Origin of the sequence: Pseudomonas sp. PICF141 (assembly GCF_002286815.1) — a bacterium.
Taxonomy (GTDB): Bacteria; Pseudomonadota; Gammaproteobacteria; order Pseudomonadales; family Pseudomonadaceae; genus Aquipseudomonas.
This window is the reverse complement of the sequence record NZ_MUNM01000078.1, coordinates 139,546-161,031: the sequence shown is the minus strand read 5'-3', so window position 1 is coordinate 161,031 and position 21,486 is coordinate 139,546. Positions and strand designations below refer to the sequence as shown.

Genomic DNA, 21,486 nt, shown 5'->3' with positions numbered 1-21,486 from the left:
CAGCGAAAAAATGACGTCAGGGAAATGCCGGTGACAGAGTGGCGAGGACTCGCCCGCACCGGCGGAGGAGAAACTGTTTAAATGGACAGACTGTCGCGCAGCAACTGGATCAGTTCGTATTCAAGATAGTCCGCCAGCGCCAGCCAGTTTTGCGCCTCCTGGCATTCGAGCATCCGGCCGAGCAAGAGAAGCCACTGTTGCTGAATAGCTTGTGGCAACAAATCGAAAGACGGCTGCACCGCTCCGATCAATTCGATCATCGCCAGCCCGGCTTCTACATCACGCCCCAAACGGAACAATGTTGCACATTGCTCTGAGTCGACGACAAAGGATTCAAGTCCGATCATGACGCCCACTCCGGATGAAATGCCGTACCGGCAATCATCGCCCCTGCCCGGCTGCTGTTATAGAAGCGCACCTGAGGATGGCCGGCGATAAAGCGCTCCAGCTCACACAGGTAACTGCGAAAATTGAGCTGGGTCTTGATGCGCTGACCGTTACCATCGAGCACCCAATGCTTGGCGGCGCCCAGTTGCGGTCCCAGGTCGCCATCGTTCCAGCCCGCATGGGTTTTGTCATTGGGAAAGGCAAAGTCGGCCCCGAGCAAGGTGATCTGCGCCGCGCCCATCTTCACCGCAAGATCTACTGCGGGATGAATTACGCTCCCGCCGACATACAGCTCGCCTTTGGGCTGTTGTAGACGCATCTGCTGATAAATCGGGCTGGCAGAATAACTGGCATAGCGCGGTCCCTGCCAGGCTTCAAGCACAAGGGGATCGACCATGGGCATATAGGCCAGGATGATATCGGTTGTACCTCCAGAGGGTAGATGGCGCACCGAAATGCGCTGGTCGATGCTGACCACCACATCAGGTCGGATCCCGTGATTGATCAGTGGTCGGTAGGCTGTATCGACACAAATGAACAACGGTCGTTCGGCCTGATTACGAATCGCGAGCAAGGTCTCGAAGTGCTGCTCAAGGCTCGGGCCCGTGGCAATGACGAACACCTCCTGACCTTTGCGCGAGCCGAATAACTCGGCCACATCCCGATCGCCCTGCACCAGTTCCAGGCTTGCCTGCAAGCGGTCGACGATGTCCGGAGCCTGAGGGTCGAACTCGCGATTATTGAACGCCAGGTGAGTTTCGCTGATCAACCGATCACGAATCTTGGCATTGAAGTCATCGGCCAGCACCAGTTCGGACGGCAACGCAAAGAACGGCAGCTGGATTTCCGCCATATCGCCGGCATATAACAATTCAACTCGTGGATCGCTGAGCCACTGCTGTTGATCGAGTAGTTGCAGCACCAGCGCAAACACCGCACCGTTGAGAATGTGCACATACAAACGCTCAAGCCCCGCGCGCTGCAGTAACTCCATCTGCAGATCGCCCAATCCGGTGCCGTAGGCATGCACCACCGAACTGTCGGTAGGCAGGCTGTCGGCCTGAAGCCTGGCCTCACGAGTCCGGTCATGGCGACTGGTCAACTGAATGCCATTGATGCTCAACGTCGAGCCCAGACCTTCCACCAGATCGGCCTGCAACAGACCCGGATCTTCAGTCAGCAAACGCTCAGCCACGGCCGGCCAGCGGCGCTGTATGACCTCGACGTTGCGCTCAAAGAACTCGCTCATGGAGCCTCGCTTTTCATTCGGGCAAAAAAATAGCGTTCAAGGTTACACCTTGAACGCTTTTTTTGTGCCTGGCTTTTAGAAGCTCAAGGACGATAGATAATCGCCGAGCCCCAGGACAAACCAACACCGAAACCGCTGAGCGCCACGCGCTTCCACTTGGAATCGAGCACGTGTTTTTCCAGCAGCAACGGAATGCTCGACGACACGGTATTACCGGTTTCAACCATGTCCTTGATGAATTTCTCAGGCTCGCCTTCGAAACGCCGCGCCACGGCGTCGACAATTGCCGCGCTGCCCTGGTGAATGCAGAAGGCATCGATATCATCGGCCGTCAGGCCCGAGTCACCGAGCAGCTCATGCAAATGCGCCGGCACTTTGAGCAGCGCGAAGTTGAAAACCTGACGACCGTTCATGAAGAACACCCCGTCGGAAACCTTCAAGTGCGGCGCGCCGGAACCGTCGGTGCCGAATTTGGCCTTGCCCAGCTGCCATGGCGCGTCTTCGCCCATCCAGGTCGCCGTGGCGGCATCGCCGAAGAGCATGGTGGTGTTACGGTCTTCCGGGTCGACGATCTTGGAGTACGGATCGGCGGTCACCAGCAAACCATTCTTCAGGCCCGCGGCTTCCATGAAGCCCTTGATGGCGTAGATGCCGTAGACGTAACCCGAGCAGCCCAGGGAAATATCGAACGCCGCCACGGTCGTTGGCAGGCCCAGTTTGTCCTGAACGATGGCGGCGGTGTGCGGCAAACCTTCTTCGTCGCCGTTCTGGGTAACGACGATCAGCACGTCGATGGCTTCACGCTTCAATTCGGGATTGTTGGCGAACAGCTCGTTGACCGCTTCGACACACAGGTCCGAAGTTTCTTGCCCTGCATCTTTGCGTGGCAGGAAGGCCGAACCGATTTTGCCCAGGATGAATTCTTCATCCTTTTCGAATTTTGCACCTTGTGCGTAATTGTCCACGCCGGCTACAGGAACGTAGCTCGCAATGCTCTTTATGCCAATCATTACGGCTTCCCAATAATAAACAGCCCAATACCACCGCTCGCAAGGATCCGAGGGGCGCCGACAAACAACGAATAACGTCGCCCTCAAAGGGGTGACAACGGAAAGAATAAAAGGCCATCACCGGTCCAAGAGCAGTCCAGGCGCCATCTTCCCTTTTTATACAATACAGTGAAGATGCGCGTTATGACTCGCAGGTCACGCTATTTTGCCGAATCAACCTCACAAGCGGTTATTCAACCAACGACCAATCCAGCGGTGTTCCGCGCTTGATGGCCTGGCGCGCACGGCGGCCCAGCAGGGTTTCAGCGTGTTTGGGGGCCAGCCCCAGGCCAGGGCGGATGGCTCGCAGATTGGCAACAGTGAAAGGCTCACCGGCGGCCATGTCCTGAGTAATGTAGAGCGAACGTCGGTATACCAGAGATTTGCGCTCGGCTTGGGTCACGCCGTAATGCACCTGGCCCATGGCCTGCCAGGCGCGTTCGGTTTCGATCACCAGGCTGGCGAGTTCAGCCGGTTCCAGGGAAAAACTGGCGTCCACGCCACCGGCGGCACGGTCGAGGGTGAAGTGTTTTTCAATCACCGTTGCCCCCAGCGCTACCGCGGCGACGGACACTCCGACGCCCATCGAATGATCGGACAAACCGACCTCACAACCAAACAGCTCCCGCAGATGAGGGAGCGTGCGCACATTGCTGTTGGCCGGCGTCGCCGGGTAGGTGCTGGTGCACTTGAGCAACACCAGGTCCTTGCAACCGGCTTCACGGGCGGCACGCACGGTTTCGTCGAGTTCAGCGATGCTGGCCATGCCGGTGGAGATGATCAGCGGTTTGCCGGTGGCAGCGACTCGCCGGATCAACGGCAGATCGGTGTTCTCGAAACTGGCGATCTTGTAGGCCGGCACGTCCAGGCTTTCGAGGAAGTCCACGGCGGTGTCATCGAACGGAGTAGAGAACGCCAGCATGCCCAATTCCTTGGCCCGGGCGAAAATCGGCGCGTGCCATTCCCACGGCGTATGAGCCTTCTCGTACAGCGCGTACAGCGAAGATCCGGCCCACAGGCTGTTGGGGTCCTTGATGAAAAATTCGCCTTCGGACAGGTCCAGGGTCATGGTCTCGGCGGTGTAGGTTTGCAGCTTCAGGGCATGTGCGCCGGCCTTGGCGGCGGCTTCGACGATGTGCAGCGCCACGTCCAGCGATTGGTTATGGTTGCCGCTCATCTCGGCAATGATGAACGGCGGCGCATCGGCACCGATCGAGCGATTGCCGATCTTGAAACTGGTCATGGGTGATCCTTTAAAACGCGTGTGAACGCACAAGCACTCTGAGTGAAACCTGCCTCGCGAAAAACTTTCAGCGACGCTGAATTGGCCGGCAGCACCTGAGCGGTGATGGCTTCCAGTTGCGGCCAATGAGCGGTGACAAAGGCTTCGCCCCGCGCCAGCAGCGCCCTGCCCCAACCCAGGCCGATTCGGCCTTCGAACAGATAAATCGAGACTTCGGCGCGAGCTTCATCGAGGTCATAACGCAGCACACCAACCGGGCCATCATCCGCCTCGGCGATCAACAGCAACCGCCGCGGATTGCTCAGGCTCGCGGCCACCCAGGCCTGATGCCGTTGCCAGTCGATGACGTGGGTGTCCAGCGACCAGCGCCGAACCGCCTGGGCATTGCGCCCATCGAACAACAATCGCGCATCGTCCTGAGTGGCCTGACGAACCTGCAACACCGCACCCGCCAGCGCTGCCGCCACCCGCTGCGCCCCGCGGCCATCGACCAACTGCCGCGAACGTTCGGCCAGACTCTGACGAATCCCCTGATTGCCCACGACAAAACCGATAGCTTGGCGCAACTGCTCGACGCTGACCTGTTCACGGTTGCCCAAAAACACATGGGCACCGGAGGTCGCCATTACTTCGCCGTTGGCCTGCTGATTATTCGCGACCGCAATGCAGATCGTCGGCAGCCCCATGGCCGCCCGCTCCCAACTGGTACCACCACCGGCACCGATGAACAGATCGGCCTCGGTCATCAGCCGGTAGAAGTCGCTGACAAAACGGTGCAGGCGCCAGTTCGGGCGATAGTCCACCAGACTCTGCATCTGCTCCCAGGCCGGGTTATCGGCACCCGCCACGAAATCGACTTCCAGCTCATGGAGGTCCGCCAGCGCCAACATCGCGTGGTGAGTCTGCATGGCCGCGTCGAAGCCGCCGAAGTTCACCAGCACGCGCCGGGCTCGAGGTTTGATCTCGATTGCCGGGCAACGGAACTCATCGCGCAGCAAGGCAAAGCGGGGGCCGAGCAATGCCTGGCAATCGGGCGTCAGCAGCGAGGCATAAGCTTCTGGCGTGCCCGACAGATTTTGATTGAGCAGCAGATCGACGCGGTATTGCCGAGTGGCCAAATCATCCACCGCCGCGATTCGCGGAGCCCAGCGGCGCGCGGCAGTCTGCCAATGGTGGTCGAGACCGTAGTGGTCGACGATGATCCAGTCGAACGCCGGATGACTGTCCAATGCCTGCCCCAGCGCTGCGATCTCCGCCTGCCACGGCAGCATCGACTCGATGGCCTGCTGCGGGTCTTCATCGCGATAGCGCTCCGGCAGCGCAAAGGTCTCGAAACCTTCGGCCCGCAGACTGTCCAGTCGATGCCCGGGCAACAGACGACAGGCGAAGGCAACGTGCGTGCCCTGCTTGCGCAAAACCCTGGCCAGGGTCAGGCAGCGGGCGACGTGGCCACTGCCAATGGTTGGCGACGCGTCGGCGCGGATCAGCACTCTCATTGCAGCTCACCACTCGCCTTCAAGGCGGCATAGAGGTATTCGGCGCGTTTCCAGTCTTCGAGGGTGTCGATGTCTTGCACCAAATGGCGCGGCAGAATCACCGGCAAGCTTGCTGGCGAGAACAACACATCGCCACGCAACCAGGCCTCGCTGCGCCCCCAATAGAACTGGCCGGCATCCTGAAAAGCTTCGGGCAAGTCCTGGGACCGGACCTCGCGAAATTCCGGATAGAGCGAGGTCAAGGCGCCCTGCTCGTCGAGGGTCAAGGCCCGTTGTACCGGGAAGCCAAAACCGGCGACTGAAAACGCAAAGGATTTGTCCGGGTGCCGCTCCAGCAACTCGAGCCCCTGATGCAGATAACGCGCCTGCAACAACGGCGCCGTCGCATAGACGCAGCAGGCATAGTCGAACGCTGGCAATTGCTGCAAGGCATGCACGATCACCGCTGCGGTCCCGGTGAAATCGTCGGCCAGCGCCGCGGGCCGCATGAACGGCACCTGAGCGCCATGGGCTCGCGCGAGCTCAGCGATTTCCTCATCGTCGGTGCTGACGATCACCTTATCGAACAAGTTCGATGCCAGCGCCGTGCGAATCGAACGGACGATCATCGGCACGCCATCGAACGGCTTGAGGTTCTTGCGTGGGATTCGCTCGCTGCCACCGCGGGCCGGAATGATCGCAACACAACTCAAGAGTCTCTACTCCTCAAGAATCAGTCGGCGCAATTGCTCGACCACATAATCCTGCTGTTCATCGCTCAGCAGAGGAAACAGCGGCAGGCTGATGGCCTCGGCGTAATAACGTTCGGCCTGGGGGAAATCACCCTCGGCAAAACCCAGGTCGCGATAGTACGGCTGCAAGTGCAGCGGAATATAGTGCAGGTTCACACCCACCCCGGCTGCTCGCAAACCTTCGAACACCTGTCGATGACTGAGGTTGATCCGTTCCGTCTGCAAGCGCACCACGTACAGATGCCACGCCGACTCGGCCTCGGGCTGCGCGCTGGGCAAGGTCAGCGGCAGGTACGCCAGCAACCGGTCGTAACGCGCCGCCAGTTCACGCCGACGCTCGATGAAACCGTCGAGCTTGTTCAGCTGTGACAGACCGAGGGCCGCTTGCAGGTCAGTGATGCGGTAATTGAAACCCAGTTCTACCTGCTGGTAGTACCAGGGGCCGTGGCTGGGTTCGGTCATCTGGTCGGGATCACGGGTCATGCCGTGGCTGCGCAGGCGCTGCAAGCGCTCGGCCAGTTCCGGGCGATTGGTCAACACCATGCCGCCTTCGGCACTGGTGATGATCTTCACCGGATGGAAACTGAACACGGTCATTGCCGCGAATTCGCCACACCCCACCGGACGCCCGGCATAGGATGCGCCGACCGCATGGGAAGCGTCCTCGATCACCGTAAAACCATAGCGCTCGGCCAGTTCGGCAATCATGCGCATATCGCAGCTCTGCCCGGAAAACGCCACCGCCACCAGCACTTTCGGCAGCTTGCCGTCGCGCTCGGCGAGCTCAAGCTTCGACGCCAAGGTGTAAGCGTCGAGGTTCCAGGTCAGTGGATCGATATCGACGAAGTCGACCTCCGCGCCGCAGTAGCGCCCGCAGTTGGCCGAGGCCAAAAAGGTGTTCGGCGTGGTCCATAACCGATCGCCCGGCCCGAGGCCGGCGGCGAGACAGGCAATGTGCAGCGCCGCCGTGGCATTGCACACCGCCACCGCGAAATCGGCCTGGCAACGCTCGGCCATGGCCTGTTCGAAACGCTCGATGGTCGGCCCTTGCGTCAGCCAGTCGGACTGCAACACGGCAACCACCGCGTCGATGTCTGCCTGATCCAGACTTTGCCGACCGTAGGGAATCATGCCGACAGCTCCGCATGCAGGTCAGCGATCTGGCCGACCGAGAGGAAGTGCGGGTTGGTGTCGGAGCGGTACTCGAAATCTTCGCTCACCGGCCGGCCCTGCTCGCCCAGTTTGTCGACAGCAAAATCCACGTCGACGCTGGTGAAGCGAATCGACGGCTGGATGGTGTAGTGATCATCGAACTCCAGGGTCATGCGCGCGTCGTCCAGCGGCACCATCAGTTCATGGAGTTTTTCCCCCGGACGAATGCCGACGTTCTTGTGCGGCAAATGTCCAGCCATGCCCCGCGCCAGATCGACGATGCGAATCGACGGGATCTTCGGCACGAACACTTCACCGCCGTGCATGCGGGCAAAACTGTCGAGCACAAACTTCACACCGTGATCGAGGGTGATCCAGAAACGCGTCATGCGCTCATCGGTGATCGGCAGCTCTTTGGCGCCTTCGGCAATCAGTTTGCTGAAGAACGGCACCACCGAACCGCGCGAACCGGCGACGTTGCCATAACGGACCACCGAAAAACGTGTGTTCTGATCCCCGGCGATATTGTTCGCAGCAACGAACAGCTTGTCCGACAGCAGCTTGGTCGCGCCGTACAGGTTGATCGGGCTGGCGGCCTTGTCGGTAGACAGCGCCACGACTTTTTTCACGCCGTTATCGATGGCCGCGGCAATGATGTTTTCCGCGCCGTTGACGTTGGTGCGGATGCATTCGGTGGGGTTGTATTCCGCCGCCGGCACTTGCTTGAGGGCCGCTGCATGCACCACGTAATCGATCCCGCGCATGGCCTGACGCAAGCGCTCGGCATCGCGCACATCGCCGATGAAGTAACGCATGCACGGCGCGTTGAACGTCTGTTGCATCTCGTACTGCTTGAGCTCATCGCGGGAGAACACCACCACCCGCTTGGGCTGGTATTGCTCCAGCAAGCGGCGGATGAAATTGCGCCCGAACGAGCCGGTGCCGCCAGAGATGAAAATCGATTTACCGTTGAACATGCCTTGAATCCTTTTACCTGTCAGCCAGGCTTATGCGAGCAACTGCGCCCAGTTCACGCTGGTCGGTTCGCCGAGAGTAAAGCCCTTGCCAGTCAAGGCCAGGTTCTGGTTGCAGGCCGAGTCGTGTTCGAAGCGGGCCTGCCACTTGTCGCGCAAAGCGGCGCGTGCTTGAGGCGCATCGGGCAGCAGGCCCGGGTGCAGTAATTGTGCTTGTGGCGTCCAGACAATCAGGTAACCGGCATCGGCGACTTTCAGGCACAAGTCGATATCGCCAAAAGCCTGGTCGAAATGTTCCTCGTCCAGACCGCCCACTGCTTCGAACACGTCCTTGCGAACCATCAGACAGGCACCGGATATTGCCGAATAGTTCTGCTCGACCTGATGGCCGTTCATGTAGCCCTTGGCGTCCTTACGTTCATCGACAAAGACCGAGCCGATCTCGCCATTCAAACCCAGGACCAGACCGGCCTGGGTGGTGACACCACGAATATCCATCAGCTTGGCGCCAACAATGCCGACCTCCGGACGCTGGGCCTGGTTGAGCATGGCGTCGAGCCAATTGGCATTGACCACTTCGGATTCCGCCGACAGCAACACCAGGTAGCTCCCCTTCGCCTCGGCACAGGCAAAGTTGTTCAGCGCCGAGGTACTCAGGCGCTGATCGCTGCGCACTACGCGAAGTCGATCGCCCTTGCCTTCAAGGCTGCTCAGCCAGGTTACGAGTTCTTCGGATTGGCTGTAATTGTCGGCAATCAGCACTTCGTGACGTTGATAACGGGTGCGCTGCAACACGCTGATCAGCGCTCGTTGCAGCGACTCAAGGTTGTCCTGGCTCTGGAGGATGATCGACACCAGCGGCCGCGCAGCGTGCTGATAGTCGATCTGGTAAGTCAGCGGCAGCGTCGAGCTGACCTGAGCGCGATATCCCCTTGCCGCCAGCGAACGGGTCAGCACCTGGCGCTCCTGAACGCTGACGTCCTCTACCGGGGCATTGCAAATCAGCAGCGGCTCGGCCAGATGTGCCAGGCCCGCCAGCCCGCCGTCCTCGATCAGACGCAGCAACAGATCGAATTCCAGTGCCAGGCTGTACTCGGCGGAGAAACCGCGTGCCTGAGCCAGCACATCACGCCGGATCAACCAGTGGCGAGCCATCAGCGACGGCACGCTTTGCAGCAGATCGAGGTTGACCCCCGGCCGGAATACATCCGCCAGTGCACCGTTGGCCTGACGCTGAAGCTCGTCCATCGCCACTGCACGTACACCCTCGGCACCGGCCAGCTCGAGGCTGGCGCGCAGTAAACCGCTGGCAGTGAACTGATCACCGGCCTCGGCCAGCAACAGCCAATCGGCGGTGGACTGACCGACAATCTGGTTGATGCGCTCCACATAATTGGTCGCGGTGACTTTGACGAAGTGCACGGTGTCGCGCACGGATGTGGTCGCCGGTAAATCACCGGTAGTGAACACCACCACGTTGAACGCTTTGCAGTAACCACCGACCAAGCTGTCGAAGGTCGCCTGCAACTTGACCCTATCGGCATCCAGATCCAGCAACAGGATGCCGAACTGAGGACCGCCATTCTGTTTGGCCAACTGTGCAGCGATTGCCTTGAGCTGCGCGGCATCCGGGTTGCGCGCTTCGAGCCAGCTCAGCAAGCGGCCGGACGGCATGTTCTCAAGCAGTCGGTGGTGTTGCTGACCCGGTAAAGCGTTCAGTCGCTCGGCCCAGGCTTGAAGCTTGAGGCCTTCTTCCTGCTCGTCACTGTCTTTCAATGACTCCGCCAGGCGCTTGACCACCGCGCGATTGAACACGTTCAGGCTCAAGGCCTCCCACAACCGGCTCCGCACGGTGCGGTCGGTGTCGTTGGGGTGAACGCGCATCAACTCATGCTGCTTGAGCAGGATGCCTTCCAGTTCCTGAAGTTGCAGGCGACCGGCAGGCATCGCGTGCAGCAGGAATTCGAACTCGGTCAGCAGATCGAATACCGGTTTGTTGTAGAACGGCATTTCGACGAATTGCTCCGGGCCGAATGAACGAATCGGCTCTTCCCCCGCCTCACGCCAGGCCGAGCGAATAATCATGGTGCCTTTGAGCGAGCGGCCTTCGATCAGGCAGTCGGCCATGGCGGCAAAACTGTCCAGGGCAATTTGTTTGACCCGGGCCGGATCCTTGTTGTCGCTGAGTGGCGTCGGGATCGAGGCCAGGAATTGGGCAAACTGCTCACGCTCGGCAACGCTTTTGGCGTCTTTGAAAGTCAGCACCGTCAACACGTTGGTGTTGTGGTCCGAAGCGCCATAGTTCATTTCCCGCACGGCGAACGGAATCGGCAGGATCCGCGCTTTCGCGCAGGCCAATAAATAGAAGGTGTGACCGATTTCCTGCCATTCGAAACTGGTGCCCGCTGGCAGCAGGCTGTACCACTGTTGCAGCAAGTCGGTACGGGTGACCGCATAGAACGGCGGCAGGAAATTATCCATGAACCGCAACACACGGTCTTCGGCCTGCTCCGAGTTGTAATCCTCTTGAACCTTGCGGTCGCGACGGAAGTAGTTCACTTCAGTGGCACGGGTCAGGTACATGATCCCGTAGCCATGGCACAAGCCGTAGTCGGGATTGGCTTCGAGAAACGCCACCGACTCGGTCAGTGCGCGGTGCAGCAGGAAGTCATCGTCGGCGGCAAATACCATGTAAGGCGTGGTGACCTGGTTGACGCCATAGGTGAGTTTTTCCTGCAGTCCCTTGTAGGTGTATTGCGGCAAGTGGCGATAGTCGACCGACGGGAAGTCCCGGGCCATGTTCTCGTCACCCTCAGCGGACGAGTCCAGGACCAGAACCGTGCAGGGATAGTTGCTGTAGTACTGCAGGGTACGCCGCAGAAACGCGTTCCGGTTGTGAGAAATCACCACGACCGTAAAGCGCTCGTTCAGCGGAGCAACGTTGTTTTGAGCACTGCTTTGAACCTGCATTTTCCTATCCCCACAACCGGCCAATCGCCAAGAACCTGAAGCCACTTTTTATTAACGAACGCGACGTAGATAGCCGTCAGGCGCCACGGTGATCAGCAGTTTGTTTTGCATCTGCTGGTCGATCTCGAAGTCCTTGTTCTCTTCCAGGTACTTCCATACCGCAGTTTTCGGGTTGTCGCCCGGGCCCCATGGACGATCCGGGAAGAAGTCGGCCGGCATGTCTTCAACAACGGTGTCCATCACCACGCAATAGCTGTCCACCGAAACCAACGGCGCATACAGACGCAGCTCTTCGAGCACGTGGTCGTGGGTGTGGTTGGAATCCAGCACCAAAATCACTTTCTTGCCTTCGGCGGCAGCGCGCACTTGTGCGGCGATCGCAGGATCGATGCTCGAACCTTCAATCATCTTGATACGCTTGCTCATCGGATGGCTTTCGATGGCTTCGCGGTTGTGCGCACGGATGTCCAGGTCGATGCCCAGCACTTCACCGTGGCCTTGCAGCTCCAGCAACGATGCGTAGTAGATGATCGAACCGCCGTGGGCAATGCCACACTCGATGACCAGGTCCGGTTTGACCTGCCAGATGATTTCCTGCATTGCCATCATGTCTTGCGGCAGCTGAATGATCGGACGGCCCATCCACGAGAAGTGGTAGCTGTATTTGTGCCTGGCCGATTCATTGAAGAAATCCCGGGCCAGGCCGGTGAGTTTCTGGTCATCGCCTTGGCGGGCGATTTCTGCCTGGCATTCAGCTTCGAAGGCTTTGTTGATGCTGTTGTCGGTCATTTCAAAATTCTCAATGGTCACTGGAACGAAGCGCTATCGACGGCGTGATAGACGTAGCGTCCACCGGTCATCCGCTTGATTTCTTCGAGGTAATTGGAGTTCATCACAAACAGGTTGGCGCCTTCGGGCAGAGCATCCATGGCCTCTTGCGGCGAGGACACCCGCGCGCCGCTCAGGGGCAGATATCGGCCCTGTTTAGCCGGGTTGATATCCACCACGCGATCCACCGCCACACCCGCGCGTTGCAGAAATAGCGAATAAATCACGCCTTTGGACGACGCGCCCCAGATCGCCGAGCCTTGCTCAGGCGCGGCCTGGATGATCTGCACGGCGCGGTCGAGGCTGGCGGTGAAACCTTCGGGCAGCGTCAGGCGCGGCACCGGTTGTTCCGGAGTCAGCCGCAATGTCGCAAGGTCGGCGACGATGTACAGGTACTGGCCACCAAACAGGTGACCGGCCTCGTGCACCGTGCCGAACATTCGGCGCAGGTCATCGAGGCGGAAATAATTGACGTGCTCGTAGAACAGGTCGAACCAGGCGCGATGCTCGAGAATCCAGTCGAAACACGGCACTTCGATATAGATTTGCCCGCCCTGATTGGCCTCGGCGATGACCGCCAGAAAGCTCAACGGATCCTGAATATGCTCCAGCACATGGCGCAGCACGATGGCCTCCGCCGACAGGCCCAGGCCACGTGTGAACGGTGCCTTGATCACATCGCCGTTGTCGCCTTCGTAGGCCGGATCGATGCCGGTGATCGAGTAACCCAGGCCTTTGAGCAGTTCTAGAAAATAGCCCTTGCCGCAGCCGACTTCGATCAGCTCTTGCCCCTTGAAGTGGCGAGCAATGATTGCTTCGACATCGTTCAAGTGCTTCTGGAACTGGCCGGAATGCGCCTGCTCGTTCTGATAGTCGGCGTCGTAGCTGAGCTTGTCGGCATCGAAGGCCTGATTGAAGATCAGCCCGCTCGCCTCGTCCTGCACCAACAGCATGTCGGCGCTGGCCGAAGCCCTGGCCGACTCCGGGTCGGCAAAGGTACGGTTCTGCAACACCGGCAGGTCGGCGACCCGATACAACTCATGCCTCATGCTCTGCTCCCAGTAGCTGTTGCAAGCGGTCCGCCACGCCCCAGAACGCCATTGGTTCATGGGTCGGGTATGGGTAATGACCCAGGTTCAAATCGATTGACGCGCCGCGCTCACGCAAGCGCTGCTCGACCAGCGCTCTGACCGATATCGGCTGGCCGCTGCAGCAATTGATCAGGCCATCAAATTCGCGCTGTTGCAGGATTGCGGCGAGGTAACCGGCCGCCGTGCCGATCGCCAGGTAATCGCGCAATTGCTCGCCGGCCGACATGTTGAAGCGGTGGTCCCCAGCCTCGATTGCCCGGTCCAGTGCCGCCAGTAAACTGTTGGGGTTCTGCCCTTCCCCATGCAGGTAAAACAGCCGCGCCCATTGCAGAGTGAACGGTTGAATGCGCTGCAGATTTTCGAGGAACAGCCGTAGCGTGTTCTTCGCCAACCCGTAAGGGTTACTCGGCCGAGCCTCGCTCTGCTCGCTGAGCGGTCCACTTTGCAGGCCGTATTCAAAACAGGTGCCTGTCACCAACACCTGCGACACGCCCGCCTCGACCGCCCCCTTGATGAATCGGTAATCGGCCATCAGGTTGTGCTCGAAGTGAAACAGCGCCTGATAGTTCGGCAAGCCTGGCCAGGCGAGATGCGCCAGGGCGTCGATGCCATCGGTCAGCGCTGCGATGTTCCGATCGTCGGCGTGAATATCTGCCGCGATGAACTCCACGGCATTGATCCACGGCAAACTCGCAGCGGCTTCGGCGTTACGCGCCACGGCCCGGACTTCACAGCCACGCGCGAGCAAGGCTTCGACCAAATGGCGGCCGACGAACCCGGTGGCACCGGTCACCAGCACTTTCACAGTACGGTCAACTCGGGCACGGCGATCACGAAACGGCCGTTCCACTGCCGTACCTGCGCCAGTTGCTGGCTGACTTCGTGCAGCAGGTTCCATGGCAACACCAGGATGTAATCCGGTTTTTCCAGATCGATCTGCGTTGGCGAAACGATCGGAATGCGACTGCCCGGCAAGTACTTGCCCTGTTTGTGCGGGTTGGCGTCGGCCACCCAGGCCAGCAGGTCCGGTTTGACCCCGGCGTAGTTGAGCAAGGTGTTGCCCTTGGCCGCCGCGCCATAACCGACCACGCGCTTGCCGTCGGCCTTGGCCTGCAGCAGGAAGCGCAACAAATCATGCTTGATGCGTTCGGCAGCGGGCGCCAGGGTCGCGTAGTACTCGGTGGTTTTCACACCCGCATCAAGTTCAGCCTGCAACTGCTCGCGCACCGTCGATTGCACGGCGCGGCGCTCACCGTCCTTGCGCTGCACGAACACCCGCAGCGATCCGCCATGGGTGGTCAACTGGCTGACATCGAACACCTCCAGCCCATTGCGCTCGCACAGCGTCTGCACGGCAGTCAGGGACAGATAGGAATAGTGCTCGTGATACAGCGTGTCGAACTGCTGCCCCGCCATCAGCGTCAGCAGCTGCGGAAATTCGAACGTCGCCACGCCTGTCGGCTTGAGCAAGGTGGCGAAACCACCGAGGAAATCATTGATGTCCGGCACATGGGCGAGCACGTTGTTGGCCGCCATCAGGTCAGCGGCCCAGCCTTCATTTTTCAGCTGCGCAGCGGTGTCGCGACCGAAAAACAGTTCGCGAATCTGCAGGCCTTTTTCCCGTGCCGCCTGCGCGGTGCTGCGGGTCGGTTCGACGCCCAGACACGGGATGCCGCGCCCCGCCACGTACTGCAACAGGTAACCATCATTGGCCGCGATTTCCACCACGCGGCTGTCGGCGGTCAGGCCGAAGCGTTCGACCATCTCGGGGACATAGCGCTCGGCATGGGCCAGCCAGGTGCTGGAGAACGAACTGAAATATGCATACTCGGCATCGAACAGGCTGTCGGCGCGGGTGTAATCCTCGGTCTGCACCAGCCAGCACTGTTGACACACCGCGACCTTCAGCGGCACCCATTGCTCGGCTTGTTCCAGGCGATCCGCATGCACGTAGGCATTGGACGGCGGCGAGGTGCCGAGATCGATCAGCGGCAGGCTCAGCGGTGCAGCGCAACCACGGCAGTTCATAGACGCACTCCAGCGAAGTGTTCATCGAGCAAGGGATGGCTGGAGTCCCGGGCCGACAGATTATTGACAGGCAACGGCCAGACAATCGCCAGCCGTGGATCATTCACGCTCAAACCGCCCTCATGCGCAGGCGTGTAATCGGCGCTGTGCAGGTAGAGCAATTCGGCGTCGTCGGTGAGGGTCTGGAAACCATGGGCGAACCCGGCCGGGATCAGCAGGCTGCGACCGTCGCCGGCGCGCAAGTGTTCGGCGTGCCAGTGCAGAAAGGTCTCGGAGTCGGGGCGTAAATCCACCGCCACATCCCAGACTTCACCGCGCAGGCAAGTGATCAACTTGGCTTCCGGCGCATTGGAATTCTGATAATGCAGGCCGCGCACACTGCCTCGCTCGCGGGTGCAGGAGTGGTTGATCTGGCGGATATGAAACGTCTGGCCGAAGGCGTTCAGGCTGCCTTCGCAAAACAGCCGAGCGAAGTGACCGCGATCATCTTCGAAGCGTTTGTGCTGGACACTGAACAGGCCGGCCAGCGGCAAGGCTTTCAACAGGAACTCACTCACAGCGCGCCTCGGTACAGGTTCAACTGGTTCAGGGTGACTTCCCGCATGTCATCGCCGTTCTGCCACGCCAGGTGCCAGTCGAGGGTCTGGGTCAGGCACTGCTGCAACGACCAGCGCGGTTGCCAGGCCAGCAACTGACGCGCGCGACTGCTGTCCAGGCGCAGCAGGCCGGCCTCATGCAAATCACTCGGTTCGATGCGCAAACCGCGCGCTTGCGGCCAGCGGCTGGCGAGCAATTCGACCACTTCACCGACGCTGCACATGTCCGCTTCGCTCGGGCCAAAGTTCCACGCACCGGCAAACTTGGGGCCTTGCTCGTAGAGGCCGGCGGCCAGTTGCAGGTAACCGGCCAATGGTTCCAATGCGTGCTGCCATGGGCGCACGGCTTGCGGGTAGCGCAGGGTCACCGGCTCATCCGCCGACCAGGCTTTGAGCACATCGGGAATCAGGCGCTCTGGTGCAAAGTCACCGCCGCCCAGCACATTGCCGGCACGCGCGGTGGCCAACGCCAGGCCGTGTTCGGCGTACTTGTCAGCCGGGAAAAACGATGCGGCGTAAGACTGCGCCAACAATTCGCAACAAGCCTTGCTGCTGCTGTAAGGGTCATGGCCGCCGAGGGCTTCATCCTCGCGGTACGGCCACAGCCATTCCTTGTTGGCGTAGACCTTGTCGGTGGTCACCAGCACGCAGGCGCGCACGCCGCCGACCTGGCGGATCGCTTCAAGCAGATTGAGGGTGCCCATGACGTTGCTGGAGTAGGTCCCCAGCGGATCGCGATAGCCTTCGCGCACCAGCGGTTGGGCCGCCAGGTGCAGAACGATTTGCGGCTGGGTTTCGGCGATCAGTTCCAGTAAGGCACCGAGATCACGCAGGTCACCGCGCTGATCATTGATGCCCTCGTGTACCCGCGCCAGTTCGAACAGGCTCGGCTCAGTGGACGGATCGAGCGAAAACCCGCTGACCTCGGCACCGAGGCTTTGCAGCCACAATGTCAGCCAGCTGCCTTTGAAACCGGTGTGGCCGGTCAGCAGAACACGTTTTCCGCGCCAGAATTGCGGGCTCAGTCCCATTGCTTCCATGGGGCCTCCCCGCTCTGCCACAGCGCTTCGAGGTGGTTCTTGTCGCGCAGGGTATCCATCGGGTGCCAGAAACCTTCGTGCTCGAAGGCCTTCAATTGTTCATCCTGGGCCAGACGCGCCAAGGGCTCGGCTTCCCAAGTGGTTTCGTCACCGCCGATGTATGACAACACGTTGGGCGAAAGCACAAAGAACCCGCCATTGATCCAGCCACCGTCGCCACGGGGCTTCTCGGTGAAACCGAGCACCTGATCGCCATAACGCTCCAGGGCCCCGTAACGGCCTGGCGGTTGCACGGCGGTGACGGTCGCCAGCCGACCGTGGGCGCGGTGGTAGTCCACCAGCTGACGGATGTTGATATCGGAGACGCCGTCGCCATAGGTGAAGCAAAACGCCTCTTCGTCCTTGAGGTAACGGCCGGCGCGCAGCAAGCGGCCACCGGTCATGGTTTCCTCTCCGGTGTCGATGAGGGTGACGCTCCACGGCTCGCTGTAATTCTGATGCACGTCCATGCGGTTGTTGCGCATGTCGAAGGTGACGTCGGAGGTGTGCAGGAAGTAGTTGGCGAAGAAGTCCTTGATCGCATAGCCCTTGTAGCCAAGGCAGATCACGAAATCATGAATCCCGTGGGCAGAGTACTGTTTCATGATGTGCCAAAGAATTGGCTTGCCGCCGATCTCGATCATCGGCTTGGGCTTGAGGTGCGACTCTTCGCTGATGCGCGTACCGAGACCACCCGCCAGAATTACTGCCTTCATCGCTGTCCTCTTGCTCTTCGCGCGGCGCGGCAGCCCCCCGCAAGGGTTGGCGAGCCGTCATGCACATCATTTACCCGCAGCCATTGGGCCGGTCATCCCCTCGGGGGTGAAGGTTTTATGGCGATATACGGGGCGACTTGCAGGAAGTGAGCCAATTGCGCAGCACAAAAAAGATCGCAGCCTTCGCCTGCCAACACATTGCTGTGAAGCTGTCGAAGACTGCGATTTTTGATACCTGGAAGGTAATAGCAGAATCAGTCCGGCAACCAGCCCCATAACCAGTGATTGAGGTTGTCGCCACGCAACATGAAATCCCGATGCACCGCTTCACGCAGTTCATCGCCCATGCGGTAGCTGGCATCCGGGTCAGCCAAATGCATGCGGATCGCCTGCAGCCATTCGTCCGTGCTGTTGCTATAGACCTTGGTACACGGCAAGTGGCCGCGATAGGCCTCGGTGTCGGTGCAGATCACCGGGTACCCGCAGGCGCCGTATTCCAGCAGGCGCAGGTTGCTTTTGCAGTCGTTGAAAATATGGAATTCCAGCGGTGCCAGCGCCAAGTCAAGGTTCAGGCTGGCCAGTTTGAATGGGTAGCTCTGCAAACCGATGGTGGAGTGAAACTCGTGAACATACGGACGCAAGGCGTCAGGGCACATGCCGAAGAACACCCACTCGACGTCGTTCGCCAGTTCGCGCACAACCTCGGCAATGATCTCCAGATCACCGGTGTGGCTGGTTCCACCCCCCCAGCCGACTCGCGGCTTGCTGGAGGTGCGACGGTGACTGGTCAGTGTCGCCCAAGGGTCCGGCGATAGCATGTTCGGCACCACGCGGATCTCGCTGTGCATACTCGACAAGGCATCGGCCAGCGGCTGAGTGGTGACCACTACGCGATCGCACAGGCCAATGCCTTCGCGCAACAGCTGCTCGGTATTGACCGGTTTGTTGCGTGCGTGGGTGTTTTTCTTCGGCGCACTGACGATGTAGTCGTCGAGCTCGAAAATTCGTAGCGCACTGGAATACTTTTTCATCCGCAGAATGTCACCCGCGGCGCCTTCGCTGTAACGCCCTTGCAGAATGATCGTGTCGGGTGACAGACGCTCGATCTCCACGGTCGAGGGCGACTCATAGGCCACCCGCGCGATCACCCGACCGGCTGCTTCGAGTTCGGCCAGCGGCGCGGTTACCCGGTAATGGCCCACGGCGGTGCTGTTGACCGGCAGACCGAGAATCAACGGCAAGGCACGGGTGCAGAACGGATTCCAGTTATTGCGCAATGACGGCTCCAGACTGAAGCTGGAAATCCCGAGGCTCAGCGCCGGGCTGTAGGCCGGATCCTTGGCGATCTTCGGCAGCCATTTGCGATAAAAATCCTCCTGTTCACGCTCGCGCAGCGCCAGTGTCGAAGGCTGTGCCGGCGACACATCTTGCGGCACCCACACCACACTGGAATAAGGCGTCCAGACCACCAGGTAGCCATCCTTGGTCGCCCGCAAACACAAGTCGACGTCGCTGAGGCCCTGGGTGAAGGTCGCCTCATCGAACTGCTCGAGTTCATCGAACACTTGCTTGCGCACCATCAGGCAGTGACTGCTCACCGCACTCCAGTTCTGGGTCACGTGCAAACGCTGCATGTAGCCGCGAGAACCGGCCGCTTCGCCATAAAATGGCGAACCGACGGGTCCGGCAAGACCAAGAATCAACCCGGCACTGACGATCGAACCCTCGGGGCTGAGGAGGCGGGCACCAACCACACCCACTTCGGGACGCTGGGCATGATTGAGCAACTCGTCCAGCCAGTCGCTGTCGCAGATTACCGTCTGCGCACTGAGCAACAGCAAGTACTCGCCATGCGCCAGGCTCGCGGCAAAGTTACGGATCGCCGCGTCGTTGGCGTCGCCGGCATAACGCAACACGCGCAGCATTGCGGCGCCCAGCTGTGCCATCGCCTCCAGCCAGTCGAGCATCGCCGGGTCGTCCGTGCCACTGTCGACGATCAGGATTTCGTATTGGCTATAGGCCGTACGTTCGATCAGGCCTTCGATGCACCGCTGCAACGCGTACAGCGAATCGCCGGTCTGGATGATGATCGACACCAGCGGTCGCACCCCATGGAGGTAGTCGATGCGGTTGATCAGCGGCAACGCTTCCTGCCGGATCGCGTGCGCCACGCCAATACGATCAAGATGCGCACTGACCATGCCGGCGTTGCTCTCGATCACTTCGGGCAATGACAGCCAGGCGGCGAAAGACTGAGTCGACTCTACCTGGATTTCGGCGATGTGCTCGATGGTTTGCGGCCCGGACTCTTCCACCAGACGCCATAACAAATCGTGCGGCGCCAGCTCACCGTGAGCCGAATCGAAACCGCCCAGCGCCATGAAGCGCTGCCGCTCGAAGGCCAAGGTTCGACCGACGTAGGGATAGGCGCGCATCAGATCCAGATTGAAATCGGGTTTGAATACCGGATCGATCGACTCGCCATCGACCAGCGCCCCTTCGTCACTGTAGGCACAGAGAAAGCCTGCCGAACCAGCAATGCGTTCGGCCAGGATCAGCAGAGCCGACTCGCGCAAGATGTCACCAGCGTGCAGCAGATAAAACCAGTGGGCACCTTCCAGTTGTGGAACCACGGCGTTGAGCTGTCGCGCCCAGTCAGACTGAAACGGTAACTGCACGATGCGATCATCGGCGGCGCAGCATGCATCGGAGAGCACCACCACCGCTTGCGGCGCGTAAAGCTGACGACTGATGCTTTGCAATGTAGTGTTCAGCGCAGCGCTATCGGTGCCGCTGTCGATCACGATAGGCACGATCTGCGGACGGTACGCCCAACTGTCGAGGCGTTGCGGCATGAGCCGTTGCTCGACATCGGAGAACCTGCGGATCGCCAGCCATTCGCGATAGAAATCAGCGTAGCTTTCGCTCTCCCCGCCCACCCGGCCATTTACCACCGTGTTGCGGTTGCCCAGAATGCGCACCACGCACAACTCTTCCCAGGCGTGGGGCTGGTCGGTGATTTTGGTCAGTTCGATGTAACGCACCCAACCCGATGCCGGTGCCGATTCACCGCTGCGCGCCGCGAGCATCTGCGAAAGCCAGCTCCACTCCACGGCTGCGGCCTTGACCATTTCAGGGGTTTTGCTCAGGCGCTCCGGGTACAGACGTTCAGTGCTCAACACAGTGCTCAGCGACACCAGATTGCCGCGACGCATCAAGCACACGAACAAGGCGAAATCGAGCATGGCGACGAAACCGGCACCGTCCTGAATCAGCGCCGGCAACAGCTCCAGCACATCGGTGCGGCGCATCAGGGTCGAACTGAAATTGCCGAGGAAATTCTTTGGCGTACCTTCAAAGATCGCCAGCATGTCATCGCCCTTGAGCAAGGCGTCGTTCGGTGAGAACCGGCAGTTGTCGACCCGTGGCGGCAAGATGAAATTGCCGGCGTCGCTGAGCATCCGCAGGGCAAACACTACATTCACGTCCGCGTGATCAATCAACACCTGTGCCTGTAAGGCAATGCTCGGTGAAAACAGACGATCGTCGTCGCACAGCACTTTAATGAACTCGCCCCGGGCTTGCTCGACGCAACGCAATACGTTTTTCTGCAACCCCAGACGCAGCGGATTGCGCAAGTAACGAATCGGATGAGCCGGCTCGACGAAGGTCTCGACAATGTTGCGGATTTCGTCGCTGGACGAATCGTCGCAGATGACGATCTCGATGTGCTCGTAGGTCTGGGCGAGCGCGCTTTCCAGTGCCTGACTGAAGAAGCGCGGGTTGAAGGCTGGGATGACGATGCTGACGAGGGGACGTTGATTCACGGCGGGAACTCTCGAGCGGCGGGCCTCTACCCTTTCAGGCAGAGGCCCCGGAACCGCTTAAAAAAAGACG

Annotated in this window: 17 protein-coding genes; all 17 read right to left on the bottom strand. The window is 60.1% G+C overall.

Annotated elements, in window-relative coordinates:
- Nucleotides 1-77: 77 nt before the first annotated feature.
- The 17 genes from BZL43_RS23230 to BZL43_RS23150 all read right to left on the bottom strand — a co-directional run bounded on the left by BZL43_RS23230 (nt 78) and on the right by BZL43_RS23150 (nt 21,416).
- Nucleotides 78-347, bottom strand: a complete 270-nt coding sequence (locus tag BZL43_RS23230) for a hypothetical protein (RefSeq protein ID WP_095634458.1) — start codon at nt 345-347, stop codon at nt 78-80.
- The gene (locus BZL43_RS23225) at nt 344-1,636 is read right to left on the bottom strand and encodes a motility associated factor glycosyltransferase family protein (RefSeq protein ID WP_095634457.1); all 1,293 of its coding nucleotides are present in this window, start codon (nt 1,634-1,636) and stop codon (nt 344-346) included. Before BZL43_RS23225 ends, BZL43_RS23230 begins: the two co-directional genes overlap by 4 nt.
- Before the next feature lie 83 nt (nt 1,637-1,719).
- Nucleotides 1,720-2,646 carry a ketoacyl-ACP synthase III gene (locus tag BZL43_RS23220; protein ID WP_095634456.1) on the bottom strand — a complete coding sequence of 309 codons (927 nt, stop codon included), beginning with the start codon at nt 2,644-2,646 and terminating at the stop codon, nt 1,720-1,722.
- 229 nt (nt 2,647-2,875) lie between these two features.
- Entirely contained in the window at nt 2,876-3,928 is a 1,053-nt protein-coding gene (gene pseI, locus BZL43_RS23215; protein WP_095634455.1) for a pseudaminic acid synthase, read from the bottom strand.
- Nucleotides 3,925-5,424 (bottom strand): UDP-2,4-diacetamido-2,4,6-trideoxy-beta-L-altropyranose hydrolase, encoded by a 1,500-nt coding sequence (pseG, locus tag BZL43_RS23210; RefSeq protein WP_095634454.1) that lies wholly within the window; start codon nt 5,422-5,424, stop codon nt 3,925-3,927. The genes pseI and pseG overlap by 4 nt, the downstream gene beginning before the upstream one ends.
- Entirely contained in the window at nt 5,421-6,116 is a 696-nt protein-coding gene (gene pseF, locus BZL43_RS23205) for a pseudaminic acid cytidylyltransferase (protein WP_095634453.1), read from the bottom strand. Before pseF ends, pseG begins: the two co-directional genes overlap by 4 nt.
- Nucleotides 6,117-6,122: 6 nt before the next feature.
- Complete coding sequence (gene pseC / locus BZL43_RS23200) at nt 6,123-7,286, bottom strand: UDP-4-amino-4,6-dideoxy-N-acetyl-beta-L-altrosamine transaminase (protein ID WP_095634452.1); 1,164 nt, start codon at nt 7,284-7,286, stop codon at nt 6,123-6,125.
- Nucleotides 7,283-8,284, bottom strand: coding sequence for a UDP-N-acetylglucosamine 4,6-dehydratase (inverting) (gene pseB, locus BZL43_RS23195; protein ID WP_095634451.1), 1,002 nt, complete (start codon nt 8,282-8,284; stop codon nt 7,283-7,285). The genes pseC and pseB overlap by 4 nt, the downstream gene beginning before the upstream one ends.
- A 30-nt stretch (nt 8,285-8,314) precedes the next feature.
- Complete coding sequence (locus tag BZL43_RS23190; protein ID WP_095634450.1) at nt 8,315-11,251, bottom strand: TIGR00180 family glycosyltransferase; 2,937 nt, start codon at nt 11,249-11,251, stop codon at nt 8,315-8,317.
- A gap of 51 nt (nt 11,252-11,302) precedes the next feature.
- On the bottom strand, nt 11,303-12,040 hold the full coding sequence (locus tag BZL43_RS23185) for a cephalosporin hydroxylase family protein (protein WP_095634449.1): 738 nt from the start codon (nt 12,038-12,040) through the stop codon (nt 11,303-11,305).
- 17 nt (nt 12,041-12,057) lie between these two features.
- Complete coding sequence (locus tag BZL43_RS23180; protein ID WP_095634448.1) at nt 12,058-13,128, bottom strand: class I SAM-dependent methyltransferase; 1,071 nt, start codon at nt 13,126-13,128, stop codon at nt 12,058-12,060.
- Entirely contained in the window at nt 13,118-13,975 is an 858-nt protein-coding gene (locus BZL43_RS23175) for an NAD(P)-dependent oxidoreductase (RefSeq protein WP_095634447.1), read from the bottom strand. Before BZL43_RS23175 ends, BZL43_RS23180 begins: the two co-directional genes overlap by 11 nt.
- On the bottom strand, nt 13,972-15,198 hold the full coding sequence (locus BZL43_RS23170) for a class I SAM-dependent methyltransferase (protein WP_095634446.1): 1,227 nt from the start codon (nt 15,196-15,198) through the stop codon (nt 13,972-13,974). The genes BZL43_RS23175 and BZL43_RS23170 overlap by 4 nt, the downstream gene beginning before the upstream one ends.
- Complete coding sequence (locus BZL43_RS23165) at nt 15,195-15,755, bottom strand: dTDP-4-dehydrorhamnose 3,5-epimerase family protein (protein WP_095634445.1); 561 nt, start codon at nt 15,753-15,755, stop codon at nt 15,195-15,197. Before BZL43_RS23165 ends, BZL43_RS23170 begins: the two co-directional genes overlap by 4 nt.
- On the bottom strand, nt 15,752-16,834 hold the full coding sequence (gene rfbG / locus BZL43_RS23160; RefSeq protein WP_095634444.1) for a CDP-glucose 4,6-dehydratase: 1,083 nt from the start codon (nt 16,832-16,834) through the stop codon (nt 15,752-15,754). The genes BZL43_RS23165 and rfbG overlap by 4 nt, the downstream gene beginning before the upstream one ends.
- Nucleotides 16,816-17,589 (bottom strand): glucose-1-phosphate cytidylyltransferase, encoded by a 774-nt coding sequence (gene rfbF, locus BZL43_RS23155; protein ID WP_095634443.1) that lies wholly within the window; start codon nt 17,587-17,589, stop codon nt 16,816-16,818. The genes rfbG and rfbF overlap by 19 nt, the downstream gene beginning before the upstream one ends.
- Nucleotides 17,590-17,843: 254 nt before the next feature.
- On the bottom strand, nt 17,844-21,416 hold the full coding sequence (locus BZL43_RS23150) for a glycosyltransferase (protein WP_095634442.1): 3,573 nt from the start codon (nt 21,414-21,416) through the stop codon (nt 17,844-17,846).
- Nucleotides 21,417-21,486: the final 70 nt, after the last annotated feature.

Bases quoted from the DNA above. Each gene is read 5' to 3' on its own strand.
- BZL43_RS23230 (WP_095634458.1), bottom strand. From the start codon at position 347: ATGATCGGACTTGAATCCTTTGTCGTCGACTCAGAGCAATGTGCAACA.
- BZL43_RS23225 (WP_095634457.1), bottom strand. From the start codon at position 1,636: ATGAGCGAGTTCTTTGAGCGCAACGTCGAGGTCATACAGCGCCGCTGG.
- BZL43_RS23220 (WP_095634456.1), bottom strand. From the start codon at position 2,646: ATGATTGGCATAAAGAGCATTGCGAGCTACGTTCCTGTAGCCGGCGTG.
- pseI (WP_095634455.1), bottom strand. From the start codon at position 3,928: ATGACCAGTTTCAAGATCGGCAATCGCTCGATCGGTGCCGATGCGCCG.
- pseG (WP_095634454.1), bottom strand. From the start codon at position 5,424: ATGAGAGTGCTGATCCGCGCCGACGCGTCGCCAACCATTGGCAGTGGC.
- pseC (WP_095634452.1), bottom strand. From the start codon at position 7,286: ATGATTCCCTACGGTCGGCAAAGTCTGGATCAGGCAGACATCGACGCG.
- pseB (WP_095634451.1), bottom strand. From the start codon at position 8,284: ATGTTCAACGGTAAATCGATTTTCATCTCTGGCGGCACCGGCTCGTTC.
- BZL43_RS23190 (WP_095634450.1), bottom strand. From the start codon at position 11,251: ATGCAGGTTCAAAGCAGTGCTCAAAACAACGTTGCTCCGCTGAACGAG.
- BZL43_RS23185 (WP_095634449.1), bottom strand. From the start codon at position 12,040: ATGACCGACAACAGCATCAACAAAGCCTTCGAAGCTGAATGCCAGGCA.
- BZL43_RS23180 (WP_095634448.1), bottom strand. From the start codon at position 13,128: ATGAGGCATGAGTTGTATCGGGTCGCCGACCTGCCGGTGTTGCAGAAC.
- BZL43_RS23170 (WP_095634446.1), bottom strand. From the start codon at position 15,198: ATGAACTGCCGTGGTTGCGCTGCACCGCTGAGCCTGCCGCTGATCGAT.
- rfbG (WP_095634444.1), bottom strand. From the start codon at position 16,834: ATGGAAGCAATGGGACTGAGCCCGCAATTCTGGCGCGGAAAACGTGTT.
- rfbF (WP_095634443.1), bottom strand. From the start codon at position 17,589: ATGAAGGCAGTAATTCTGGCGGGTGGTCTCGGTACGCGCATCAGCGAA.